This window comes from Rhodococcus sp. NPDC057014 (genome assembly GCF_042673295.1).
Lineage (GTDB): Bacteria > Actinomycetota > Actinomycetes > Mycobacteriales > Mycobacteriaceae > Rhodococcus_F.
Map to the genome: position 1 here is coordinate 1 of NZ_JBHUSF010000111.1, position 24,885 is coordinate 24,885.

Here is a 24,885-nt window from a genome sequence, read left to right on the forward strand (position 1 = left end):
TGCGCCGGCGTCGGCTGGGCCGGCCGCATTCTGTCGAAGAAGGGCCCGCACGACCTCGAACTGTTCCGCACCGTCATCACCGTCAACCTGCTCGGCACGTTCAACGTCCTGCGCCTCGCCGCCGACGCCATCTCCAAGACCGACACCGTCGACGAGTCCGGGCAGCGCGGCGTCATCGTCAACACCGCGTCCGTCGCCGCGTTCGAGGGCCAGATCGGCCAGATCGCCTACTCCGCATCCAAAGGCGGGGTGCACGGCATGACCGTCCCCGCCGCCCGCGACCTCGCCCAGTTCGGCATCCGCGTCAACACCATCGCCCCCGGCATCATCGACACCCCCATGCTCGCCGGTGTCACCGACGAGTACCGCAAGGGCCTCGAAGCCGGTGTCCCGTTCCCCTCCCGCCTCGGACAGCCCGCCGAATACGCACAACTCGTCCAGATGATCGTCGAACACGACTACCTCAACGGTGAGACCATTCGTATGGACGGCGCTCTGCGCATGGCGCCGCGGTAGTACGAACGTCGCTGCCTGGCTGTGGGTTTCGGTTCATCGCTCAGTGCTGTGACGTTGCGGGCCGGTCGAACGTTCGACACGACGGATTCATCTTCCGTCCTAACTGGATTCGCGTCGTCCGCGCAACTCCGATCGAGATCCGGTGGCACATATGTGAACTTGACGGGCTTGTAGGGAGACCTGCTCCGACGGGCTCACGCCATGCGGCCCGTTCGAGTTGTATCTGAGGGCGGCCAGGCATGATGTTTCACCGCCGGCTGAAACCGACGGGCGCTACTGCTCTGTAGATGACTGCTCTAGTCGCGAAGACACACCCACTGCACCGGAGTCAACGGTGGTGTAGATATATAAGTGCTGGACGAGAATGCGGTGTCGTCAGAGTTGTCTGCCAGGATGGTCCAGGTGGTCTCAGTCATGCTCACCCTGAGCATGCTCTACAAACCATGCCGCGATCTGAGCTCTCGAGGTGAAGCCGAGTTTGGTGAGGATGTTTTCTACGTGGCCTTGCGCGGTTCGCTGGGATATTACGAGTTGGGTGGCGATCGCCTTGTTGGTCAGGCCTTTGGAGACTAGGTCGGCGACTTGACGCTCACGCTTTGTCAAACTTGTCGTGTGATCGCTGCGCGGCGACGCAGGCGAGGTGTGTTCGCCCAGGGCAAAGGCCACGGCCTCCTCGAAGTTCATGGCCGCCCCCTCCCGATACGCCGCCTCAATCGCTTGTTCGCCGAGTACCCGTCGGATCTGCTGCTCGCAGTGCTCATGGTGCGGAAGCAGGTTGTGGAACAGCACCGAGGAGCTGCCTACTGACCTGCCCAGTGTCTGGGCCGCGGCCAGCAGGACGGCTGCACGTTGTGCGTTGTCCTCGCTGACAGTGATCCACGCCTGCGCCTCCAGGGCCACGGCGGCAGTGAGAGGTTCGTCCAACAGCCGGGTCAGATGTAGGCACTGCTTCAGTAGCCGGCCCGAACGATCACGATCGCCCTGCTGGAATACGGCCACACCCATGGCCCACAGCGCATATGACCGAAACACGGATTCGCCGTGAGCTTCGGTGGTATCGAGCACTTGCTCATGGCAGTCGAGGGCACGAGAAGCGTCTCCCTCCAATTCGTACGCCAGACCGAGCATCAAGAGAATCCACACCTGATCTGACAGGTTGCTGCGGGCGCCGAAAACCTCGAGGGCTTCCTCCAGGCGGGCGCAGGCACGGGGTGTATCGCCGCTGTAGAGGGACAGGAGTCCGTCGGCATGGGCGACGCGCGCGTGGACTGCGGGGGAAGCCATTTGCTCGGCCAGGGCGTGCGCCTCGTCGACTCGCGCAGCTCCGGCGGAGATCTCGCCTTGCAGTTCGGCCAGGATGCTGTCGGCATACAACGCTTCGACTCGTGCGGCGGTCGGCTGCTCTGGCAGACAAGCAAGCGTACGGCTCAGCCAATGCCGACCCTCGCTGAGAAGGCCTCGGGAGAGCCAAAACTGGAACAGCGAGGCGGCGATTCGCAGGCCTGCCGTATCACCGCCGGGGTCGGATGTCCGAAACTCCGACAGGGAGTACTCCATCGCGCCACGCAGATTCGCCTGTTCCCGCTCGAGGCGTCCGATCCACTCCCGTTGGCGGGGGCTGATCCACTCAGCCTCTGCCTGTAACACCAACTGCTGATACCAATCCCGGTGACGGAGGCACAATTCGGGATGCTCCCCGGACTGCTCGGACTTCTCCCGGCCGTAGTCTCGCAAAGTCTCGAGCATCCGGAACCGCACCACCGCGCCTGCGTCCTCTCGGATCAGGATCGACTTGTCGACTAGCGAGGTCACCGCATCGAGCAGATCACCCGCGGCAAGATCCGTGGCGCAAACGTCCTCGGCCGCGTCGAGTTCGAAGCTGCCTGCGAACACCGACAGTCGGGCCCACAGCTGCTGTTCCTGCGGCGCGCACAGGTCGTAACTCCAGTCGATGGACAGTCGTAGCGTCTGCTGGCGTGTTGGTGCACCGCGACTGCCGCGTGTGAGCAGAGTGTAGCGGTCGGTGAGCCGCGCGAGAATCTGCTGGGGCGACATCGCCCGCAATCGTGCCGCCGCCAACTCGATCGACAGGGGCAGGCCGTCCAATTGTTGGCAGATCAGGGACACCGCGCCGCGATTGTCCTCGGTGAGTTCGAACCCTGGTACCGCGGCGGAGGCCCGATCCACGAACAAAGTCACCGCATCGTACTGAGGGAGCCCGCGCAGGGTCGGCGTCCGTTCGGAGGCGGAGACCGCCAGCGGCGGCACGCGGAGCACCACCTCGCCACCGAGGGCGAGGGCTTCGCGGCTGGTGGTCAGAACCCGCAGCCCGGGGCAGGTGTGCAGCAGCTTCTCGGTCAGGGCTGCGGCCGCATTCACTACGTGTTCGCAGTTGTCGAGAACGAGCAGCAGGTGCTGCGGAGTGAGAAACTCCGCCACGACGTCGTCGAGTGGGCGAGCGGACCGATCCCGCACCCCGAGAGCGGCGGCCACCACACCCACGACCAACGACTCATCCTGCAACTCACCCAGCTCGACCCACCGCACCCCGTCGGCAAATCCTTTCCGGGCATCAGTGGCCACCCGGAGGGCGAGACGTGTCTTGCCGACACCACCGATGCCGGTCAACGTCACCAAACGTGACGCTGACAGCATGCTCTTCGCCTCGGCCAGCTCGTTACGGCGACCAACGAAATTGGTGAGCGCGAGAGGTAGGTCTCCCACCGAGGCTCGTATGGCAGGCGACAGCGCGCGGTGAGCCGGCGTGGACTCCGCAGGTTGAGGGGCTGTACTCGCTAGGTTCAGATCGTGGCCTGCAGCGCCGACGCCGCTGGACAAGGCCATCTCGTCGACAGGGAACCCATAGGCGCGTTGAATCCGGCGCAGTTCGTCACCGAATGCGGCGGCGGTAGCGGGACGGGTCTGCGGGTCTGCGGCCATCGCGCGCTCGATGACCTCGCTCACCTCGTCTGGGATGCCCTGCTCGCGTAGGTCCGGTACCGGCTGGGTCGTGATCCGCAAAAACTGGGCGATTACCTGCTCACCACTGCGGCGCTCGAACGCCGCATGCCCCGTGATGGCGCAGAACACAGTGGCGCCGAGGCTGTAGACGTCCGACGACTCGCTAGGAGGGTCGCCGCTGAGAACCTCGGGTGCGGTGAAGGCTGGCGAGCCGGTCACGGTGCCCGTGGCGGTCTGGAAGCCGCCAGAAACGTGGGCAATGCCAAAATCGGTCAGCGCCGGCTCGTCGAAATCGGTGAGCAGGATGTTCGCAGGTTTCACGTCCCGGTGCAGGATTCCCTCCCGGTGCGCGGATTCCACCGCCGCCGCAATCTTCACCCCCACCCGGAGAGCGACCTCTAGCGGTAGTGGGCCCTTGCGGCGAATCCGTGCCTCGAGGGAATCCTTTGGGTGATATGGCATCACGATGTAGGGACGGCCGGCGCCCGTGACGCCGACGTGCAGGGCCGTGACAATGTTTGGGTGACCCGTCAGGCGGCCCATTGCCCGTTGTTCACGGAAGAACCGGGCCCGATTCTCCTCGTCCAGGTCGGCTTCGAGGATCTTGACTGCCACGGTGCGGTCCAGCGACGGCTGCAGGCATCGGTAGACAACACCGAAGCCGCCCCGCCCGATTTCGTGAGCATCTTCGAACCCGGCCGCGATCAGCTCCTCCGTGACCGACGGAGTCACTGCTCTCTCCGTCGCAAAGGGATCATCAGCGGCCATAGGAGAGTCCTCTCACCGTCCCAAACAGCGTCGAGCGCAGAACCCGATCGGTATCGGTCTCGAGGACTCAAACACGCCACTCACCTCAGAAGGTCGTTCCTTCAGGATATCGATTCTTGATGGTTGCTCAAACAATGAGTGACACAGACCGATCGGTCTGCTCCGCGACAATTCCGAGCTGCGACAACGAAGTGTGTCTACCGCGGCGCGGATGCTGCCGCGGTGAGGGCCCGAGCAGTGCGAAGGCGGTTGGGTCCCAGACCTGCCGTCCGCATCGTCGGGATCGGCGACCCGTCCAGCTGAACTGCCCGTGTTTAGAGAAGATCTTGCCAATTGAGGTCAGCGCTCGTAATTGGAGGCCGTGCGGCCGCAACGGCGTTGCTCGAGGGTGTATGTGTCGACGGCTGATGCACTGATTAGAACTCCCACGGACTGTGGGCAAGTTCGCCCCGGGCGATCAACGACCAGTGATTACCCTGCGGCTGTTCCGATTCGGCAAATACGCGTAACGTCTCTCGGCAGTCATCGGGTTCGAACTGAGCACTCGATCGCAATGTATAGAACGATTCCCCGGGCCAAGTCCGCAGGGGTTCTCGGGTTCCGTCCGAACACTCCAGAGATACTTCATCGTTCGGATCGGTTCGCGATGAGTTTCTCGCGGAAAGACGCTCTACGATGTCAACAGGTCTGGTTGGCGTATATATGTGATCGCCGAACTGGACGAGCAGGACGCCGCCGACTGCCGTTCGGCTCTCGAGCTTCTCATTCATGGGTCCTCGCGAAGTGAAAGCTGGCTTTGGCACCGACCCGCCCCGCGAACGTGATGTGGTGCGCGGGGCGGGCAGACGATGGATCAGAGCCGAATCTGGACGTTCTTGATGGTGGTGTATTCGAGGATGCCGCCGAGGCCGCCGAGGCGTCCGAGCCCGCTTTGCTTGACACCACCGAATGGTGCGTTGGCAGCGGCAGGTGCAACGCCGCCATTGATCCCGACGTTGCCGGTTTCGAGCGCAGCGGCGACTCGTAGTGCTCTGCTGAGATCGTTGGTGTGGATATAGCCGGCCAAGCCGTACTGCGAGGCGTTCGCCATCTCGACGGCCTGGTCCTCGTCCTCGAATCGAAGCGCGGACAGGACAGGGCCGAAGACCTCGTCCTGAGCGAGCTCACTGGAGTTGTCCACATCGCCGAACAACGTGGGAGCGATCATGTAACCGGGAAGATCCAGGCGCGTACCGCCGGTCAGTAGCGTCGCCCCCTGCTGCTGCGCGCGGTCGACCATGCCGAGTATCCGCTCGACAGCTCGTGCGTTGATGACTGGGCCCATGCCGGTATTCGGATCGATTGCGTCGCCGACCTTCAGTCCCTGCATCAAACCTGCCAGGGTTTCCACATACTGGTCGTAGATGTCGGTGTGCACGATGAACCGAGACGCCAGGGTGCACGCCTGTCCATTGGTGACCAGTAGCCATCCCAGCGCCTCCTGGGCTGCCTTGGTGACATCCGCGTCGGAAAACACCAGGTCGGCGGACTTACCGCCAAGCTCGAGGACGCAACGTTTGCCCATTTCGGCGCATTTGGTGGCGATGGCGCGGGACGTTGCTGTTCCGCCGGTGAAACTGATCATGTCCACACCGGGATGTCCTACGAGGGCTTGTCCTGCCTCTGCGCCACCAGGCAGCACCGACACGACGCCGGGCGGAAGTCCTGCTTCTTGACAGAGCTTGCCGAAGAGGCTGGCGCTGAAGGGCGCGAGTTCCGAGGGTTTGATGATGACGCAGCAGCCGGCGGCGAGTGGGGGCAGTGCGCACATGCCCAGTGAACCCACCGGACCGTTCCACGGAATGATGACGCCGACCACGCCCACCGGTTCGACGAGTGTGTAGTCGAAGATCTCTCCGGGAGTGCTGGGGACGACCTCACCGGACAGTTTGTCGGCTGCGCTTGCCGCGTAGTCGGTCCAGTTCAGTGAATTCTCGACCAAAACACCCGCCATTGAGATCGGAATTCCACTCTCGAGGGCCTGGACGGTGTGCAGCTCGTCAGCGTGAGCCCGCATGAGGTCTGCCAGCTTGGTCAGGGTTCGCCGACGCTTGACGGGATCCCATTTGCGCCATGTGCCGAAGGCTTCGCGCGCGGCGGTCACTGCTTCGTCGACCTCGGCGGTGCCCGCGAGCGGAACGGAGGCCTGCGAGAGACCGGTCGAAGGATTGATGTGATCGTACGCGCCGCCGGTCGATGTCTGCCTGAATCTTCCTCCGATGAGGAGGTCGGCCGACAGGAGATCGGAGTGTTCGACGGTAGCGGTCATATGAATGACACCTTTCGAGAAGTGTGAGAGATCCGGTCCCGCGAGAGGTCGTCCGGTTCGGGGACGCCGCAGGCCAATCGATCGCGATTCGGGCTTCCATGCGAAAACATATGTGGCTCGAATCACTATGTCAACAACCTTGTTGATGCACAATCAGCTAGGGTCAACTATCATGTTGACACCACGTAAGCGCGGTCACAATTTTTGCTACGAAACGTTGCCGAGAGGGGCTTTCACGACATGCCTGAGGTGAACATTCCGCCTCATCCCTGGTGGCACTCCGGAATGCGACCGGATCGGGGAGGGAGCCAATACGGTGCGCTGGTCGAAAGCCTCCGTGAGCTGGTCGACACCGTCGCAGGAATTGAGGCGACGCACTCGGAGCTCGTCCAGGCGACGGCGGCCGTGAACGCGATTTCGGCCGATCTCCGCGACCATGTCGTACCGGGTGATCACCAGATCGCGGGGACACGCCTGGATCTGCCCGGACGTGGTCATCCCGGTGTGGTTCCCTACGAACCGACGTCCTGGACCGAGGAGCGCATGACAGCACGAGTTCGGTTCGGACGTACGTACCTGGGCGACCGCGCCGCGGTCCATGGCGGAGCGTTGTCGCTTCTCTTCGACGAGATTTTGGGGCGCTTCGCCAATCATGGTCGGGAAGGTGCTCGAACCGCGAGATTGCAGGTCGAATACCGCAAGGTTGTCCCGCTCGATCGGGACCTCGAGGTCGAGGCATGGGTATCGGACCAGCAGGGGCGCAAGCTGACGATTGCGGGCCGCCTCACCGATGGTGACCATACCCTCGCCGAGGCGGAGGCGCTCTTCGTGGTGCTACGAGAGGGGCAGCCCTGAACTTGTGTCGGGTAGTGGGCATCCAGGCAGGGGGAGTCCCGGCCGCTGCGCTCCGCGCAGGTCGTAAGGTGGTTTCTCGATGTTGTAACGGTGTTGGTGGAGGGGTGCGTAATGGCTGACCAGCCCAGCGGTATCGGTGTTCGTCGCCGCAACGCGCGCGAGGAGTCGTCGGAGGTTTACGACGAGCGTCGCGAGCAGTTGCTGCGTGCTGCCGCGAAGGTATTCCGGGCGAAAGGGTTTCACGCCACGAGTGTGTCCGATATCGCCGCCGAGTTCGGCAGCGACCGGGCGTCTCTGTACTACTACGTGGGCAGTAAGAAAGAACTGTTCGAGATGGTGGTCGAGCAGGCGGTCCTCGAGAATGTGCAAATGGCCGAGCAGATTCGTGACGGTGCGGGGGAGCCCGCAGCGAAGTTGCGGGAGATCTTGATCGGGTTGATGCGCTCGTACGACGCAAACTATCCGCAGCTATTCGTGTTCTTGCAAGAGGACACGGATCGGCTGGCCGGCAAGGACGAGGCGTGGCGGGAGCGCATGCAGGAATGGAGTCGGCGGTATTTCCGAGCGGTGCGGGATGTGATCGGGGCCGGGATGGAGTCCGGTGTGTTCGCTTCGCAGTTGCCGGTGGCGGTGATCGCTCAGGGTGTAGTGGGTATGGTGAGTTGGTCGCATCGCTGGTACCAACCCGATATGGGTGTTCCAGCCGAGCGGATCGGCGCCGGCTTCGCCGACATGCTGCTCGACGGGTTGACCACCCCTTGAGTGCTCGTCTCATCACGGTGGTTGCTTGAAGCGGATGAGCACGTGGAGGTGGAGGAGCTTCCCAGCTGCATTGGAGGCGTTCGACGACCTCGACGCTGTCGAGAACCCCGAGCTGCCTGAAAAGCCCCGGCCCCGGATTCTGCGGCGTGACCGACGCGAGGCGGATCATCGCGGCGGTGTGCAAGGCCGGCCGTCGCAACATCGAGGCAGTGACAGTGCTGCAGAGGTAGGTCGGTGCGCATTTTGGCCGGCGCGGCCACTTCATCCACATGAGACACCTGATCTAAGCAGGTCCACCTCTCGCAACTCTGCGATCACGAACGGTCTGGTGCACCGTGTAGATGGCCAGGGGAATCGCGCCGACGATCATCACCGCACCGCCGATGATGAAGGCCGAGAAGGGATCGTGCGTCAGATCCACCGCCCACCCTGCGCTGTGGGGTCCAAGGATCTGGCCGATCCCCACGGGTATGAACATCAAGCCGAAGGCCGCCGTCATTGCGGGCGGTGACAATCGGTCGTGCAGATCTGCGGAAATCACCGCCGCGGTACCGGACATGCAGATCCCGACGATGATCGCCGCTACCGTTACCCATGGCTCGTCGGCTGTGGTGACGAGAAGCATCGCCAATGCTGACAGCATGAACTGGCCGGCCAGCGTGGGCAGCCGACCGATTGACCGAGAGAGCCGTTCGGACACAATGCCGCCGGCGATCATTGCCACTCCGATCGCGGCGTATGAGGCGCTTGCGTGCCCGGGCTCCCAATGCCCGCCATCCCGCAGGGCCGCGACGAAAAAGGTCAGACACGTCACCACACCGAGACTGAACGTTGCGAACCCGATGACAGTCCAGGCCCAACGCGTATCGGGCCGCCACCGGATGATGTCTCTCGCACCGTCGGGTCGGGAGCGTCGCACTCGCGGCAGCCATCGGAGACCGGCAAGCAGGATGGTCACCGCGAGCACGGTCTCGATACCCCACGCGATGCGCCAATCCCCCATCGTGCTCAGGATCGCCGGGATGCCACTTCCCGCTGCGATGCCGACACCCATACTGCTGGCAACGATGCCGATGGCCCGGCCCGGATTGCGGGGCCAGATCGCCGTGGCCAGGCCGGGTGCCGACAACCAGACCAACGCCCCTCCTGCGCCGGTGAGGAACAGGCCGCCCGCGGCGACCGCCATCACGGGACCGAAAGTCAGAAAGGCTAATCCTCCTGCAGTGCAGAGCATCCCGCACTTGACCAGCGTGTCGGCCGCAAGTCGCCGGCTTGCGCCGATGCTGACCAAAGCGCCGGTCAGATATCCGATCATGTGGATGGTGGCGAGCAGGCCTCCATCCCCGTACGAGCGGACGATGTCCTCGCGCATCGCCGGAAGCAGCGGCCCGAAGGAGAAACGAGCCAGTCCCTGCGCGATGGTTGTCGACAATGCCAGAACCAGAAGGGCGACTGCCGGAATACTGGTGGTCCGCGGTGTCGTGAGGGTTGAGTTGGTATCGCCCTCGTCAATCAATTGCGGCTACTCGGCTCCGAAGGGTCTGCACTGTGCCTTCACCGTCACGACCGACGTAGACATCGAACGACACCAGCGTGTCCGGCGAGTCGTACATGGCGTCGATGAGCGATTGATACCTTTCCAGCACCGTCGTTCGGCGCAGTTTCATGCTGCGGGTGAGTTCACCATGCTCCGCGCTCAAATGCTTGGGTAGAACAGCGAACACGCTGATATCGAGCGGCTGATCACAATTGCTTGCCGAAAGCTCCTTTCTCACCAGGGCCATGACGCGCGGGTCGGTGGCAAGTTCGGCGTAGTCGAATCCGCCATTCTCGCCATCGAAGAGATGGTCGCGGACGCTGAGTTCGTTGATTTCGACGAGCGCGCCGATCCGGGAGTCGTCGCCGTGCCCCGGAACGAGCAGGACATTGCTGATGAAGGGGCTTCGGCACGCACTGATCTCCAGCGGCTGTGGCGCGAACAGTGTTCCGTTGGGGAGGAATTTGATGTTTCCGACTCGGTCGACCACCCGCAGAACGCGGCCGTCCCAGGTACCCGCATCCCCACTGCGGAGCCATCCGTCGGACGTGAGCGAGAGCTGGTGTGTCGTGCCCCAGTATCCGGCGCACCGAACACCACCGCGAATCAGGATCTCGCCCGTGTCGTCGACTCGGACCTCGATCGGTTCGTCGCCGTACGGGGACGGGAGCGGCGCGCCGACGCTGTCGAGGTCGGTGCCACCTTCGGTTCCGGTGATGATGCCGGTTTCCGAGAAGCCGTAGACGCTATGGATGCCGACTCCGATCAGGCGGAAGAACTCGAAGACCTCGGGACTGAGTGAGCCTCCCGCGCTGATGCCCGACTTGGCGTTGTGCAGTCCGAGCTCGAGTCGGATCTCGTCGCTGCGGCCTTGGAGTTCATCGGGCCGTTCGAGTAGTTCGGTGGAGATTTTGGCCCGCAGGGCCTCCCATTGACGGGGCCCGAGGAACCGGAATTGCGCGGCGGCCGAGACGAAGTCCTGGTCGATCGATGCAGGCGAGCGTGCGAACGCAACGTTTAGCGGTAGCGCTGCGGTGAGGGCCATGCCGCAGTACTGCTCTACGGAGAACGCTGCCGGCAAGGAGCTCAGGTAGCTGTCACACGGCTGCGCACCGTAGAGCAGGGCATAGCGTGCTGCGATGTCGAGCATGTATCGGTGTGTTCCCATCACCCCTTTGGGGGTGCCGGTGGTACCGGATGTGAGGATGATGCAGGCAACGTCGTCGAGAGCGGTCGCGTCGATTCGCCGCTCGAGTTCCGCGGACGCATGAGATAGATACTGGCGACCGCGGGAGCGGAGTTCGGTGAACGCCAGTACTTTGTCGTCGTCGGGTGCGGCCTGTGAGCCCCATTGGACGATCGTCTCGATGCCGAGTGCCTCTGCGGCGTCGAGGAGTTCGCGAGTCAAGGCCGCCGAGCCGCTGAAGGCGACCTTGGCGCCGTATCCGGTCAACGTCGTCGTCATCTCGCCCGCGGTCATGGTCTCGAAGAGTGGGAACGCGATGCCGCCGAGCGCCTGGATCGCGTATTCGCAGATGAAGTATTCGGGGCTGTTGGGGCCGATGACGAATGCGGGGAGGCGGTCGGTGTGCCCGAGGTCGAGTAGTCCGGCCGCGGTCTCGAGCATGACGCGTTCGACCTCGCTCCAGGTCCACGGACGCCACCCGTCCAGTTCGGGAGTGCGGAATGCGGTGGCGTCTCCCAGGTGCGTGGCGTTGCGTCGGATGAACTGGGGGACGGTGGCTGAATCCATCGAGGCGTCGACGCTGAACCGTGTGGCGGCCGGACCCGCGGAGCCGACTGTATGGGTGGTGAGCATGGTTCTCCCTGGAGCGATATCGGTGGTCAGTGATGTTCGAAACGGCGCAGATCCCTCAACACGCCTTCGCCCGGCGGCAAGGATTCGACGAAACGCACGGCGGTGCGAATTCGCATTGCACGCTCGAGAGCAGTGGAAACCAGTTCGATGTCGACTGTGGGTGCACCGCTGATCAAAACCTCGATCTCATCCCGACCTTGCTGGCGGTCGACCACCACGCAGTGTTCGGAATCGATACCCATCGTGCCCAGGGTGCGCGTGATCAGGCTGGGAACGATGAACATTCCGCGCACTTTGGTGATGTCGTTGGCGCGGCCGACGATGCGGGAAATCCGGGGTGCACTGTTGCCGCATCCACAGTCGTCGTAGATGATCTCGTCGACCAGGTCTCCGCTGCGTAGTCGCACGATGGGCATTGCCTGCCTTGCGAAGTCGGTTACCACGATCTCACACGGTGATCCCTTGGTCGGGGAGGAGGCCTCTCCGGTCTCGGGGTTGACGAACTCGATCAGGAGATCGGAGCGCAGGTGCATCCCCTCGCCCCGTTCGCATTCGTACGCGACGGCGCCGACGTCGCCGACTCCGTAGAACTCGCGGACCGTGACTCCGTAGGTGTCCGAGATGCGTTGTTTGGCACCGGCGTCGCTCAGTTCTCCCATGATCACCGCTTTTCTCAGGGAATGAGGGCGATCGCCGAGAGTCTTCAGCAGGTGTTCGAGGAATGAGGGCATAGCGACCACGCCGGTCACACCGACTCGGGCGATGACCTCGGCGTGCTGGTCGGTGGCCCCGGGGCCACCCGGCACGATGGCACAGCCGAGGGTGCGGAGGGCCTGATCGACCATCGTCGCTGCGATGACCCAGTTGTAGAGCAGCGTCTGATCGACGATGTCCGCCGGGCCGAATCCACAGGAGCCGAGGGCGCGCGCGTACGCGACGGTAACCCGTCGCATGTCATCGGCGGTGTAGGGCATGTAGATGGGTCCGGGAGCCGCGAATACCCAGGCCAGGTCGGCAGGCTGGACGGTCAGCCGGCCACCGAAAGGATCGTCGGTCGCCGCCGAGATCAGTCGCTCTTTACTCAGTAGCGGCAGTGCTTCCCAGGTCTCTGGTGTGATCGACTCGGCATCGAGACCCCACTCGGCCGCGTATGCGCGGGTTGTCGCCGCCAGACGCGCGATTTCGACGGCTTGGCTGCGGACGTCGGCATTGTCTTGCCACATCGGTGGGGACCTTCCACTCAGAATATGCGTCTCGGGCGGCGCCGATTACGGCGTCTTTTTCCGATTTCCAATCCCGATGTTAAGCACACCACACCCTATCGTCAACAACCCTGTTGAAGGGTTATCGTTGATCATCAACAGAGAGGTTGATGACGTGGCATGGGAAGAAGTCGTTTCGGCCAACGAAAACCTGGAAGCGTGGGCGCGGCGTCCACGGGCGGGCAGTCTCCGATGAGAAGCGGACCGAGCGGTATCGGGGTTCGACGCAGAACCGCGCGCGAGGAGTCGTCCGAGGTGTACGACGAGCGACGCGAGCAGTTGCTGCGTGCTGCCGCGAAAGTATTTCGGGCGAAAGGGTTCCACGCCACGAGCGTGTCCGAGATCGCCGCCGAGTTCGGCAGTGACCGAGCCTCGCTGTACTACTACGTGGGCAGCAAGGAAGAACTGTTCGAGATGGTGGTCGAGCAGGCGGTCCTCGAGAATGTGCAGATGGCTGAGCAGATTCGTGACGGTGCGGGGGAGCCGGGCGCGAAGTTGCGGGAGATCCTGATCGCCCTCATGCGGTCCTACGATGTGAATTTTCCGCAGTTGTTCGTCTTCCTGCAGGAGGACACCGGCCGGTTGACCGGCAAGGACGAGGCGTGGAGCAACCGTATGCAGGAGTGGAGCCGGCGATACTTTCCAGGCGGTCAGGGATGTCATTCAAACCGGTATCGACTCCGGTGTGTTTGCTTCGGTTCTGCCGGTTGCGGTGATCGCCCAGGGGGTGGTGGGCATGGTCAGTTGGTCGCACCGGTGGTACCAGCCCAGCAGTGGCGTTCCCGCGGAGGAGATCGGTGCCCGCTTCGCGGACACTCTCCTCGGCGGACTGGAGCGGTCGGCATGAGAACTGTCCTGTGTGCCGAAGGCCTGTACGAACCGACCGTCGGTATCGCCCACTACCTCGAACGGTTCCCCGCCACTGCGGACGATCCCGTCGAGTTGCTTTTCGGCGTGCGCCGGACACCGGTGCCGGCGAGCGTCACCGAGGCGCCACACGTAACGCTGGCAGCATTCATTCCCGGCCGCGGGCTGCCACGAGACAAGCATGTCGACTACCGGCGCTATTCGTACAGCCGGGTCTGTGACTCCCTCCTGCGCGGAGAACTCCGGCTCGACGCCGTCGTCGCGGTCGCCGGGCAACCTCTTTCCGACGGGAAGCGCAGTCTCGGAGTGATCGACGGCTACCTGCAACTGGCCATCGATCGCGCGCGCATCGTCGTGGCGGAACAGCGCGACGGTGTCCCGCACCTACCCGGGGCAGCCACTGTCGACGCCGATTGCCTGGTCGTTTCCGCTCCCGTGGAGGAGGCCTTCACGCCCCTGTCGGGCGTGCCGGACGCAACGAGCGCCCGGATTGCCGAACGCATCGCGGATTTGATCCCCCCGCGGCCGACAATCGCCCTCGGTGTCGGCCGGATCCTCGACGCGTTGACCGACCGTCTCACTCGGTTGACGGACCTCCGCATCGTCAGTGGCGCAATCACGGATGCCGCGGTTGCCCTCGACGCCGCCGGCGCGCTGAATCCCAGCGCTCCCGTCGAGGGAATGTCCCTGGTGGGCAGTAACGAACTCGTATCGTGGGCAGCGGACGAAGGCAGGGTACGTTTACGCCCGTCCACTCGAATTCACGATTCATCCTGGTTGGCGGCCCATCCGCGCTTCATTTGTGCACTCGGTGCACTGTCGGTTGACCTCGCGGGAAACGTCAACTCCGAACGAATCGGTGAACGGGTGGTGTCCGGTCTGGGTGGAGCGCCCGACCTGGCCGCGGGCGCTCACCGTAGTGCAGGGGGCCTGTGCATCGTCGCACTCCCGTCGGTGAGCCCCAACGGTCGGTGCACCCTGAAGGAAACGCTTCCTGCTGTCTCGGTCGACGGCAGCATTGTCGACGCCATCGTCACGGAGAAGGGTGTGGCCCGACGCACCGGAACCGCCGACGAGTGGCGACACGCGATTGAGCGCATCTTCTGAGCATCAACAGGTATGTTGACCGATGGGGTATGGGTCGCTACCGTGAAATCACGACCGGGATCACACCGGCTTCAATCTTCGAGTGTCCGGGAGGACATCAATGAACTCATGGGGTCAATGGGGCGAGGACGACGAGCGAGGAGCCCTCAATCGCATCGACGACGACGCTCGCCGACGAGGAGTGTCGGCGATCGCGGCGTTCGAGCCCCTCTCCTTGGCCATCCCGATCTCCGAGAAGTCGGTTCCCTTTGCGGGGATGCGAACTCCACCAATGCACTTCATGACACGCGACGGCGGTGACTACGCAGCAGGACACCGAGAGGCCGGAGGCTTCGGGTTCGCCGACGACTACCTCATGGTGGCGTGTCACGGCACAACCCACCTCGATGCGTTGTCTCATGTGTGGCAAGACGGCCAAATGTGGAACGGCCACTCCGCCAACGAGGTCACCAGTCGCGGCGCCCGGCGCTGCGGGATCGAGAAGACCGGCCCGATCGTCACCCGTGGTGTCTTCGTCGACATGGCTAGCACGCCCGACCCGATCATCGGGGTCGAAGATCTCAAAGCTGCGATCTCGGACTGCGGCGTGCAATTGCTGCCCGGCGACGCATTACTGGTACGGACCGGATGGCTCGATCGCTGGCGCAAAGGGGCGGCCGGTGTCGACTCGTGGCCCGGACTCGGCATCGACTGCGCGCGCTGGCTCGACGACTGCGGAATCAGCCTCGTCGGCGCCGACAACATTGCGGTGGAGGCATTTCCATCGGGAGTGGAGGGCGAGCAGGTTCCCCTTCACATCGAATTGATGCGGAACCGAGGTGTTCATTTCCTCGAACTGCTCGACCTCGAGGCCTTGTCTCGTACGTCGCGACACGAATTCCTTCTCGTCATCTCCCCATTGCCGATCGTCGGCGGTGTCGGCAGCCCGGTGGCTCCGGTCGCCATCCTCTGAAAGGCGGGTATTCGTGCCTCGTGCAGTTATTTCCGGACTCGGTGAGGTCGCGCCGGTTCGGCGTTCTGGTCGTACCACCTTGGACATGGTTGCTGATGCCACCCGGCTGGCGCTGGCCGACGCCGGGATCGAACCCGCGGAGGTCGGGGGCGTCGTCACGGAAGCCTCCCTGACGCCGAAGATGGCCCCGATCGGGGATCTGGCACCGACAGTGGGCCTCGACCGGGTCAGCGTGACCGCAATGTCGAGTCCCACCGGTGCCGGCATACTCCAAGCGATCGGAATCGCCGCGGCACTCGTCGAATCCGGAACAGCTGACCATGTGGTCTCGTACTTCGGGATCGACTGGGGAACCCGGTCCAGTGGGCCGAACGATTATCACGCTGCGATGGATGCGAAATCCGTGATCGAAAGACCCGCCGGCTTCGTCGGACCGCCGCTCTACTTCGCCGCGGCGATGCGCCGGTACGGTTATGTCTACGGACTGTCCGACCACGACACCGAAGACCTTCTCGCATCGATCGCGATGGCTGCGCGCGCGAACGCCACGCTTCACCCCGGCGCCCAGGTCAACTCGCCGCTCACCCGCGAGGACTACGACAGTAGTCCGATGATCGCATCCCCGGTTCGAAAGGCGGACTGCTGCCTCCTCAGTGACGGTGCCGTAGCGGTTGTTGTCTCGACCTCGCAAGCCGTCTCGCCGCGAGGGCGCGCGGTGTCGATACGCGGCTGGTCCTGGGCACAAGACCGATTCGATGACGCCTCCTTCTACAGCCAGAGTCCGCTGCCACTGCTGTCGGCGACTGCGCGCGCCAGTGCGGACGCGTTCCGGCTGGCCGGTGTGGCACCCGCGAACATCGACGTCGCCGAGATCTACGACTGCTTCTCACCGGCGATCGTGCTCCAGCTCGAGAGCGCCGGCTTCTGTGCACCGGGCTCCGCCGCCGAATACACAGCCGCCGGCGCCCTGGAAACACGAGGAGATCATCCGACGAACACCCATGGCGGACTGCTGTCGCACGGGTACCTGTTCGGAGCCAACCACCTCGCCGAGGCTGTCACCCAGCTCCGGCACGAGGCGGGGCTACGTCAAGTTCGCGATGCGGAACTGGCCTTCGTCGGAGCCGGCCCGGGCCGTCAGTACACGGCGCTGATCCTCGAACACGCAGGAGAATAACATGTCTGAACTGCTGTCGACGTGGACTGACGGGCTGATCCGTGGAATTCCGCGGGTGCCGAGGTGTGAAAAGTGCGGGCTTTGGAACTGGTATCCGCAACCCTCGTGCCGTAGCTGTCAGGTGTCGGAGTTCACCTGGCACGACATCGGCGCCGAAGGTGTGGTTCACACCTGGACGGAGGTCATGCGCGCAATCGACAGCGTGGATGGCCTCGAACCGCCGTATGTGGTTGCCCTCGTCGAACCCGTCCGGACTCCCGGAGTTCGAATTCCGATGCGAGCAAGAAGAGGTATCGGAATCGGTGATCGTGTCGCATTCGAGCCAATCTCCACCCCCTTGGGACCGGTGCTCGAAATCTCATCAACAGGGTTGTTGACCTAACCCGAAAAACGTCGTATCGTCGTGGTATGCCTGATATCAACAAGGTCGTTGACGACGAAATTGCCCTGCATCGCATCGCCCAGGCCCGCTCCGGCGACAAGAACGATGTCTCCGACATCACCGTCTTCCTGGCAACCGCCGAACTGTTCGAACATGTGGAACCGCTTCTGACTCGCGAACGCGTCGCCGAACACATGGCCCCACTCGCAACCGGTCGAATCGACCGATATGTGTTGCCAACCGTGTGGGGAGTCAAGTTCGTCCTGCACGACGCGCTCGGCGGTGGCGGATCCAGCAGCTTGCGCGGCGACAACCTCGGCAAATCGATGGCCGCCGCCCTTCTTCAGATGACGGTGCCCGGAGTGCCGGCCGAGATCGCGCAAGCATCGCACACCTACAACGGACCAAAGGACTCGAGCCGATGACCACACCGACGATTCTCGCTGCCGGCCAAGGATTCTACGGAGACAGCCCGCGACCGTCCAGGCGCGCCCTGGAAACCTCCGACGTCGACTTCATGGCCTTCGATGCGCTGGCCGAATTGACCCTTGCCATCCTCGCCAAAGATCGCTCACGCAACCCCGAGCTCGGCTACGCCAAGGACTTGCCGGGCATGTTCGCAGATCTGTACCCCGGCGCCGCGCGGCGCGGCGCGGCCCTGCTGTCCAACGCCGGCGGTCTCAATCCCCGTGCGGCCGCTCATGCCGTCGCGAACGAATGCGCCAAACGGGGACATTCGGACGCCTCGGTGGTCGCTGTCAGCGGCGACGATGTCCTCGAATGCCTGGGCGAGTGGAACGCCAACGGCATCGATCTCACCGACAAGGACACCGGACAGGCATTCGACGACATGCCGACCAAGCCGCTGTTCGCTCACGTGTACCTGGGCGCGGAACCGATCGTCGAAGCGCTCACGCACAAACCGAATTTCGTCGTTACCGGCCGAGTCACCGACACCGCGCTGTTCCTGGCGCCCCTGATCTCCACCGGAGCGGTCGACCCCAACGACCCGGCGGACCTCGCCCGTGGAATCTTGGCCGGACACCTTCTCGAATGCGCAGGACAGGCCTCCGGCGGCAACTTCAGTGGTGACTGGTGGAACGTCGAGCGACTCGAGGACATCGGATATCCGCTGGCCGAGGTCACCGTGGACGACCTCGTCATCACGAAACCAGCGGGGACCGGCGGTCGTGTCAGCCGCGACACACTCAAGGAACAGCTCTTCTACGAGATTCACGATCCCACCTCTTACCTGACCCCCGACGTCACCGCAGATTTCTCCCGTGTGCAACTGACGGACATCGGTCCCGACCGAGTCCGCGTGTCCGGGGTGACCGGCACCGCCGCACCGGAAACCCTCAAGCTGATCGCCGGCATTCCTGATGGATACCTTGCATCGGTGTCACTGCCGTTCGCTGCGCCGTACGCCCTCGACAAGGCCCAGCGCGCGGCCGACATCGTGCGCAAGCAGATTGCCATCGACCAGCTTCCCGTGACGGACATCCACGTCGAGTACATCGGGGTCAGCTCGCTAATGGGCGGCGTGGCAACCATTCCCGCCGAGCGCGACGTCAACGAAGTCGTCATGCGAGTCGCGGTGCGCACTGACTCGGAGACCGCTGCGCGAGCATTCACCAAGCTGCTCCCACCGCTGGCGATCAACTCCTACCCCTTCGTCGGTGGCCTGCGCGGTGGTTCGTTCGTCAGTCAGGTCCTGCGGGAATGGACCAGCCTGGTGCCCCGTGAGCTCATGGCAGACCGGATTCGGATCGATGCGGTGACCGCCGATGAGTAAGGACCTGGTCACCGTCGACGTGGACAACGCGGTCGCGACAGTCCTGCTCCGCGACGGCGCCCGACGCAATCCGCTCAGTGACCGGATGATCGAGGCACTCGTCGAGGCATTGCACTCGGCCGAGGTCCGCAACGCACCCGTAGTCGCTATCCGCGGCGAATCCGGATTCTTCAGCGCCGGGGGAGACCTCGACCAGTTCTACGCCAATCTCACCACCGACGCGCTGGTCGAGTTCCGCGCAACCGAGCTGTTCCGTTCGCTGTTTCAGGCGCTCGAAGCGCTGTCCGGAATCACGATCGCGCTGGTCGAAGGCAAGGCACTCGGAGGCGGCTTCGGGCTTGCGGCGGCGTGTGACATGGTGCTCGCGTCCCGATCGGCGATGTTCGGATGCCCCGAGATCAAAATCGGTGCCTTCCCCATGGTGATCGTTCCACCGTTGGTGCGGGCCATCGGCGCCCGCAACACCCTCGCGCTCTCGGTGACCGGGCAGCCCGTCACCGCCGAACGAGCCCGGGAACTCGGACTCGTCACGGAGATCTTCGACGCCGAAGAGTTCGACGAACGTGCGCGTACCTTCGTCACCGCCCTCGGAAATCAACCCGCACATGTGCTCACCCTCGGAAAATCGACGGTGCGCAGCGCGGCGGAGTCGACCTACGACGAGGGACTTCTGATGGGCAGCGTGATGCGGGCGCTGGTCTTCTCACAGCAGTCCTTCCACGACGGTGTGTCGGCGTTCGTGCAAAGGAAACCCTGATGTACCCGGGACTCCCAGCCTTCGACTCTCTGTTGACGGAGCTGACGGCGCGAGCCTTGCCACGCTGCGTCGTGGTCGCACCTCACACACACGCGGCGATGACCGCGGTAGCGCAGGTCGTGGCAACCGGAGCGCACGTCGATGTCGTCGGGGACGTAACACTTGTCTCCGGTCTCGCCTCGAACATGAGTGTCGATCAGGATCTCCTGCGGATCCACCCCGCCTCGGACGCCGCTGCGGCCGTCGAACGCGCCGCTCGACTCGTGCGAGAGGGCGACGCGGCGTTCGTGGTCAAGGGCTCACTGTCGACCGCCGAACTGCTCGGCGGTTTGTTGAGAGAGCGGCTTCCCGGACGCAGCTCCTGCGCCTCGCATGCCTACGTGATGCACCTCGAAGCCTTCGGCGAGCGCACCGTCATCTTGACCGATGCGGGGGTCAACATTGCTCCCACACTCGAAACCAAGGTGGCCATCATCGACAACGCGGCGGCACTTTTTCGGTCGCTCGCACGCACCGAGCAGCGAGTTGCGGTACCCCGCGTGGCGTTGCTCAGTGCCGTCGAGAAGGTCAACCCCAAGCTCGCCAGCACCATCGACGCCGCCGCGCTACGCGTGATGTGGGAACGCGGACAGATCAACGACGTTCTCATCGACGGGCCGATGCCGCTCGACGCTGCACTGTTTCCGCACTCCGCAGCCGAGAAAGGGCTGGAGGGGGCGGTCGCCGGACAGGCCGACATCCTGGTCGCACCCGACCTGGATGCGGGAAATCTGTTGGCCAAGGCACTGATCGGGCAGCACACCCCGGCAATGGGTGTGGTCCTCGGCGTCGGCGTCCCGGTAGCGCTGCCCAGCCGCGGCGACACCGTCGACACCCGACTGCGCAGCTTCTTCCTCGCCGCGCACCTGGCGGAAACGAACCAACTCGAACTCGAACGAACATGGTGATTTGATATGAAGTGGAACGAAACACTGCGCGACGAACAGAAGTTGTTCCTGCGCTCACTCACCGACGCGTGCCGCCGCTTCGACGACACCTACTGGACCGAGCACGAGGAGGCTCACGAGTTCCCGGCCGAATTCTTCAAGGCGATGGCCGAAATGGGTGTCATCGGAATGCTGATGCCGCCCGAATACGGCGGCGAGGGCGGATCGCTCGAGGATGCAGCTCTGGCTCTGCAGACCATCGCGGCAACCGGCGCCGGACTGAACGGATGCTCCGCCATCCACCTGTCGATGTTCGGGTTCCACCCGCTGGTGGTGCACGGCACCGAGGAACTCAAGCAACGGTACCTGCCGCGTGTGGCCGCCGGCGACATCCATATCGCATTCGGCGTGACCGAACCCAACGCCGGCATCGACACCGGGCGGGTATCGACCCGGGCCGTGCGGGACGGTGACGACTGGAAGATCACCGGCCGCAAGGTCTGGATGACCAAAGCGGGCTTCTCCGAGGCGGCGCTCGTCTTGACCCGCACACGGCCAGTCGAGGAGACGAAACGCCCCATCGACGGGTTGACACTGTTCGTCGTCGATATGGACTCCGAATACGTTGATGCGCGACCGATCAAGAAGATGGGGCGCAACGCGGTACCCAGCTACGAGGTTGCGTTCGACGGGTTGCCGGTGTCAGCTGCGAACATGGTGGGCGAGGAAGGCCGCGGCTTCTACGCGCTCCTGGACGGACTCAACCCTGAACGTATTCTCGTCGCCGCCGAAGCAATCGGCATCGGCCTCGCCGCCGTCGAACGCGCCAGCCGGTACGCCAAGGAGCGGGTCGTGTTCGGCAAGGCGATCGGCTCCCATCAGGGCATCGCACACCCGCTGGCCGACGCGTACATGCAGCTGCTGGCCGCCAACCACGTCATGCTCGACGCTGCCCGGCGATACGACCGCGGTGAGTCCTGCGGCCTCGAGGCCAACACCGCGAAGTTCCTCGCCGGTCGCGCCGGCTTCTTCGCCGCCGACCGCGCCGTCCAAACACACGGCGGCTACGGATACGCCAGCGAGTACGTCGTCGAGAGGCTCTTCCGCGAGGTGCGCCTGACCCGCATCGCCCCCATCCCCGAGGAAATGATCCTCAACTTCGTCGCAGAACAAGAGCTGGGTCTGCCCCGCTCGTACTGAACCCCGAGCTGCTCCGTCGTGTTGCCAGTCAACCCGACCGGAAGCGATGGAAGGATTTGCCCAATGAGCGTTGTGGATACCGACCCCGGCACCGCCGTGGATGTCTTCGCGAAATGGCTCGAACACTTCGGCCAGCTGCTCGAAAACGGATCGACGCAGTCGATCGCGAACGAGTTCGAAATCGAGGGTCATTGGAAGGACATTCTGTCCTTTACCTGGAGCTACAAGACATTCTCAGGCCGCGACCAGATCGAGCACGCCCTCGCCACTACCCGCGAGACGAACAAGCCCAGAAACCTACGGCCCGCCGCCGGGCGACAGGACGCACGATTCGTCCGACGGTCCGCCAGATCGGTGATCGAGGCATACTTCGATTTCGACACCGACCTCGGCCAGGGGACCGGGTTTGTGCGTTTGGCCTACGATCCTGCGCGTCCCACCGACCCCGCGATCTGGATCCTGCTGACGAGCTTGCAGGAACTACGTGGATTCGAAGAGCGGGTCGACGATCACCGACCGACGGGTATCGAATTCTCACAGAATTTCTCCGGTGACAACTGGCTCGACAAGCGGAACAAGACCCGGGAATTCGCCGATCGCGACCCAGAAGTGCTTGTCGTCGGCGGCGGACAAGCAGGGCTGGCCCTGGCAGCCCGACTCGGACAGATGGGAGCAGATACCCTCGTCGTCGAGCGTGAACAGCGTATCGGTGACAACTGGCGTAATCGGTACCACTCGTTGACTTTGCACAACGAGGTATGGGCCAACGGATTGCCGTACCTTCCCTTTCCCCCCACGTGGCCGACCTTCGTCCCCAAGGACAAACTGGCAGGCTGGCTCGAGCACTACGCCGAGGCGCTCGAGCTCAACGTCTGGACCGGAACCGAGTTCCTGGCAGGCGATTACGACGAGGAAGCCGGCAGATGGGATGTCACCGTGCGGCGTCCCGACGGCACGGAACGCAGCATGCACGTTCCGCATGTGGTGTTCGCCACCGGCGGAGTCAGTGGAGTTCCCAAGATGCCCCACCCACCGGGCCTCGACAAATTTGGTGGCGAGGTGATCCACTCCGCCCAATTCTCCAGCGGCACTCAGTACGCAGGACGTAAAGCCCTCGTGTTCGGCACCGGCAACAGCGGCCACGACGTAGCGCAAGACCTGTACTCCAACGGTGCCGATTCGGTGTCGATCGTTCAGCGTGGATCGACATGCGTGGTGAGCCTGGTCCCCAGCGGAACCCTCGTCTACTCGCTCTACTCCGAAGGACGAAGCGCCGAGGACACCGATCTGATCACCGCCGCCATCCCGTACCCGGTTCTGCGCCAGACATATCAGTTCCTGACGGAGAAGATCCGGGGACTGGACAGCGAACTCATCGGCAAGCTCGAGGCGGTCGGCTTCCGGACCGACTACGGCGAGGACGAGACCGGCTTCCACATGAAATACCTGCGCACCGGTGGCGGCTACTACATCAACGTCGGATGCTCGGACCTGATCGCAGAGGAGAAGATCGGCCTGGTCCAGGCGGAGCAGATCGACTCATTCGACGAGAAGGGCGTAGTCCTCGCGGACGGCACCGCGGTTGAGGCGGATCTGGTCGTCATGGCGACCGGATACGAGAACCTGCAGGAAGGCGTGCGTCATCTGCTCGGTGACCCAGTCGCCGACAAGGTGGGTCTCATCTGGGGATTCGACGATGACTTCACGATGAAGAACATGTGGAAGAAGACTGCGCAGCAAGGATTCTGGGTGATGGGCGGAAACCTGATGGACTGCCGCCTGCATTCCCGGTTCCTGGCGCTGCAGATCGTCGCCGAACTGAGGGGTGTGGCACCCACCGACTCGGCCGTCGATCACGCCAGTTCAGAGGTTCTGGCCTGATGTAGCCGGCAACAACCTTCAGCCGGTCCCTCGTCGGGCCGCGCAGACAGCCGAGTCGCACGTGCGCGACTCGGCTACTGGCGTATCCGCAGGTCGACCCCCTGGCGGCCTGGCAACATACCTGTTGACAGGTGTGAGCTAGGTCGCATACGCTCTGAATAACACACCAGGAGAGGAGTTTTCAGTGTCAAGGGTAGACGGGAAGGTAGCGTTCATCACCGGTGCTGCGCGCAGTCAGGGGCGATCGCATGCGGTTCGCCTCGCGGAAGAAGGCGCCGACATCATTGCGGTCGACATCTGTCAGCAGATCGACACCGTGCCGTATCCGCTGTCGACCGAGGAGGACCTCGCCGAAACGGCGCGACTCGTCGAAAAGCACGGGCGGCGGATCGTGACGATGCAAGCGGATGTCCGGGACGCCGACGCCATGAAGAAGGCTGTTCAAGCCGGCCTCGACGAATTCGGCCATATCGACATCGTCTCGGCCAACGCCGGCATCTGGAGTTCGAACCGCACCTGGGAACTGACCCAGGAACAATGGGACGACATGATCGGCGTCAACCTGACTGGTGTCTGGCAGGCCATCAAGGCCGTCGTACCGTCGATGATCGAAGCCGGAAACGGAGGATCGATCATCATCACGAGTTCCAACGGCGGCGTAGCGGGTTTCGAGAACCTCGCACACTACGTCGCAGCGAAGCACGGCGTCGTCGGTCTCACACGCACCCTGGCCAATGAGCTCGGGCGACACAACATCAGGGTCAACAACATCCAGCCTACCGCGGTGAACACCAACATGATTCACCATGACGGGGTGTACCAGCTGTTCTTCCCCGGCGACCCCAATCCCAGTCGGGAGCAGTTCGCGTCAGCGTTCCAGTCGCTGAATTCCATGCCGGTACCGTGGGTGGAGCCTCTGGACGTCTCGAACGCGGTCCTCTGGCTCGCTTCCGACGAGGCCCGCTTCGTCACCGGGGTGTCCCTGCCCGTCGACGCCGGCTTCCTTCAAAAGGTCGGTGCAAGCTAGCACACACCGGCGCGGGTGACCTGCTG

At 63.6% G+C, this 24,885-nt stretch carries 20 protein-coding genes and 1 pseudogene; 15 read left to right on the top strand and 6 right to left on the bottom strand.

Annotated elements, in window-relative coordinates; genetic code table 11:
- Positions 1 to 516 (top strand): SDR family NAD(P)-dependent oxidoreductase (locus ACFTZB_RS21770; RefSeq protein ID WP_378434001.1); only part of this gene is annotated, 516 nt, incomplete at its 5' end.
- Between the two features lie 408 nt (positions 517 to 924).
- On the opposite strand, the gene ACFTZB_RS21775 is transcribed toward ACFTZB_RS21770, so the two are convergent.
- On the bottom strand, positions 925 to 4,245 hold the full coding sequence (locus ACFTZB_RS21775) for a protein kinase (protein WP_378434002.1): 3,321 nt from the start codon (positions 4,243 to 4,245) through the stop codon (positions 925 to 927).
- A gap of 853 nt (positions 4,246 to 5,098) precedes the next feature.
- Positions 5,099 to 6,706, bottom strand: coding sequence for an aldehyde dehydrogenase family protein (locus tag ACFTZB_RS21780; protein WP_378434003.1), 1,608 nt, complete (start codon positions 6,704 to 6,706; stop codon positions 5,099 to 5,101).
- A gap of 351 nt (positions 6,707 to 7,057) precedes the next feature.
- Here ACFTZB_RS21780 and ACFTZB_RS21785 point away from each other — a divergent pair, with 351 nt between their 5' ends.
- Together ACFTZB_RS21785 and ACFTZB_RS21790 are read left to right on the top strand one after the other, a co-directional pair.
- The gene (locus tag ACFTZB_RS21785) at positions 7,058 to 7,408 is read left to right on the top strand and encodes a PaaI family thioesterase (RefSeq protein ID WP_378434004.1); all 351 of its coding nucleotides are present in this window, start codon (positions 7,058 to 7,060) and stop codon (positions 7,406 to 7,408) included.
- Between the two features lie 111 nt (positions 7,409 to 7,519).
- Entirely contained in the window at positions 7,520 to 8,170 is a 651-nt protein-coding gene (locus ACFTZB_RS21790) for a TetR/AcrR family transcriptional regulator (protein ID WP_378434005.1), read from the top strand.
- Positions 8,171 to 8,453: 283 nt separating this feature from the next.
- Here ACFTZB_RS21790 and ACFTZB_RS21795 read toward each other — a convergent pair whose 3' ends face one another.
- Genes ACFTZB_RS21795 through ACFTZB_RS21805 form a run of 3 tightly spaced genes read right to left on the bottom strand, consistent with a single transcriptional unit; the run spans position 8,454 to position 12,749 of the window.
- Positions 8,454 to 9,686 carry an MFS transporter gene (locus tag ACFTZB_RS21795; RefSeq protein ID WP_378434006.1) on the bottom strand — a complete coding sequence of 411 codons (1,233 nt, stop codon included), beginning with the start codon at positions 9,684 to 9,686 and terminating at the stop codon, positions 8,454 to 8,456.
- Positions 9,679 to 11,526, bottom strand: a complete 1,848-nt coding sequence (locus ACFTZB_RS21800) for an AMP-dependent synthetase/ligase (protein WP_378434007.1) — start codon at positions 11,524 to 11,526, stop codon at positions 9,679 to 9,681. Before ACFTZB_RS21800 ends, ACFTZB_RS21795 begins: the two co-directional genes overlap by 8 nt.
- A 26-nt stretch (positions 11,527 to 11,552) precedes the next feature.
- Positions 11,553 to 12,749 (bottom strand): phenylacetate--CoA ligase family protein, encoded by a 1,197-nt coding sequence (locus ACFTZB_RS21805; protein WP_378434008.1) that lies wholly within the window; start codon positions 12,747 to 12,749, stop codon positions 11,553 to 11,555.
- Positions 12,750 to 12,980: 231 nt separating this feature from the next.
- Between ACFTZB_RS21805 and ACFTZB_RS21810 the strand changes: the two are divergent.
- The 6 genes and pseudogenes from ACFTZB_RS21810 to ACFTZB_RS21835 form a co-directional block, all read left to right on the top strand.
- A pseudogene (locus ACFTZB_RS21810) lies at positions 12,981 to 13,142 on the top strand (TetR family transcriptional regulator); the annotation flags it as partial.
- Positions 13,143 to 13,473: 331 nt separating this feature from the next.
- Positions 13,474 to 13,635: a hypothetical protein gene (locus ACFTZB_RS21815; RefSeq protein ID WP_378434018.1), complete on the top strand. Its 162-nt coding sequence runs from the start codon at positions 13,474 to 13,476 to the stop codon at positions 13,633 to 13,635.
- Positions 13,632 to 14,762: an acetyl-CoA hydrolase/transferase C-terminal domain-containing protein gene (locus ACFTZB_RS21820; protein ID WP_378434019.1), complete on the top strand. Its 1,131-nt coding sequence runs from the start codon at positions 13,632 to 13,634 to the stop codon at positions 14,760 to 14,762. The genes ACFTZB_RS21815 and ACFTZB_RS21820 overlap by 4 nt, the downstream gene beginning before the upstream one ends.
- Positions 14,763 to 14,862: 100 nt before the next feature.
- Complete coding sequence (locus ACFTZB_RS21825; RefSeq protein ID WP_378434009.1) at positions 14,863 to 15,714, top strand: cyclase family protein; 852 nt, start codon at positions 14,863 to 14,865, stop codon at positions 15,712 to 15,714.
- A gap of 85 nt (positions 15,715 to 15,799) precedes the next feature.
- Positions 15,800 to 16,891: a thiolase family protein gene (locus tag ACFTZB_RS21830; protein ID WP_378434010.1), complete on the top strand. Its 1,092-nt coding sequence runs from the start codon at positions 15,800 to 15,802 to the stop codon at positions 16,889 to 16,891.
- Between the two features lies 1 nt (position 16,892).
- Positions 16,893 to 17,273 carry a Zn-ribbon domain-containing OB-fold protein gene (locus ACFTZB_RS21835; RefSeq protein WP_378434011.1) on the top strand — a complete coding sequence of 127 codons (381 nt, stop codon included), beginning with the start codon at positions 16,893 to 16,895 and terminating at the stop codon, positions 17,271 to 17,273.
- Here the strand turns inward: ACFTZB_RS21835 and ACFTZB_RS21840 are convergent.
- A complete protein-coding gene (locus ACFTZB_RS21840) occupies positions 17,270 to 17,656 on the bottom strand; it encodes a hypothetical protein (protein WP_378434012.1) in 387 nt (128 codons plus the stop codon). The two genes, ACFTZB_RS21835 and ACFTZB_RS21840, sit on opposite strands and share 4 nt — an antisense overlap.
- Positions 17,657 to 17,694: 38 nt before the next feature.
- Here ACFTZB_RS21840 and ACFTZB_RS21845 point away from each other — a divergent pair, with 38 nt between their 5' ends.
- The 6 genes from ACFTZB_RS21845 to ACFTZB_RS21870 all read left to right on the top strand — a co-directional run bounded on the left by ACFTZB_RS21845 (position 17,695) and on the right by ACFTZB_RS21870 (position 24,859).
- Complete coding sequence (locus tag ACFTZB_RS21845) at positions 17,695 to 19,068, top strand: acyclic terpene utilization AtuA family protein (RefSeq protein ID WP_378434013.1); 1,374 nt, start codon at positions 17,695 to 17,697, stop codon at positions 19,066 to 19,068.
- Positions 19,061 to 19,825 (top strand): enoyl-CoA hydratase/isomerase family protein, encoded by a 765-nt coding sequence (locus tag ACFTZB_RS21850; RefSeq protein WP_378434014.1) that lies wholly within the window; start codon positions 19,061 to 19,063, stop codon positions 19,823 to 19,825. Before ACFTZB_RS21845 ends, ACFTZB_RS21850 begins: the two co-directional genes overlap by 8 nt.
- A 98-nt stretch (positions 19,826 to 19,923) precedes the next feature.
- On the top strand, positions 19,924 to 20,772 hold the full coding sequence (locus tag ACFTZB_RS21855; RefSeq protein WP_124394164.1) for a phosphate acyltransferase: 849 nt from the start codon (positions 19,924 to 19,926) through the stop codon (positions 20,770 to 20,772).
- Positions 20,773 to 20,778: 6 nt separating this feature from the next.
- A complete protein-coding gene (locus ACFTZB_RS21860) occupies positions 20,779 to 21,951 on the top strand; it encodes an acyl-CoA dehydrogenase family protein (protein ID WP_378434015.1) in 1,173 nt (390 codons plus the stop codon).
- 63 nt (positions 21,952 to 22,014) lie between these two features.
- Complete coding sequence (locus ACFTZB_RS21865) at positions 22,015 to 23,832, top strand: flavin-containing monooxygenase (protein ID WP_378434016.1); 1,818 nt, start codon at positions 22,015 to 22,017, stop codon at positions 23,830 to 23,832.
- Between the two features lie 184 nt (positions 23,833 to 24,016).
- Positions 24,017 to 24,859, top strand: a complete 843-nt coding sequence (locus tag ACFTZB_RS21870) for a mycofactocin-coupled SDR family oxidoreductase (protein ID WP_378434017.1) — start codon at positions 24,017 to 24,019, stop codon at positions 24,857 to 24,859.
- Positions 24,860 to 24,885 lie beyond the last annotated feature (26 nt).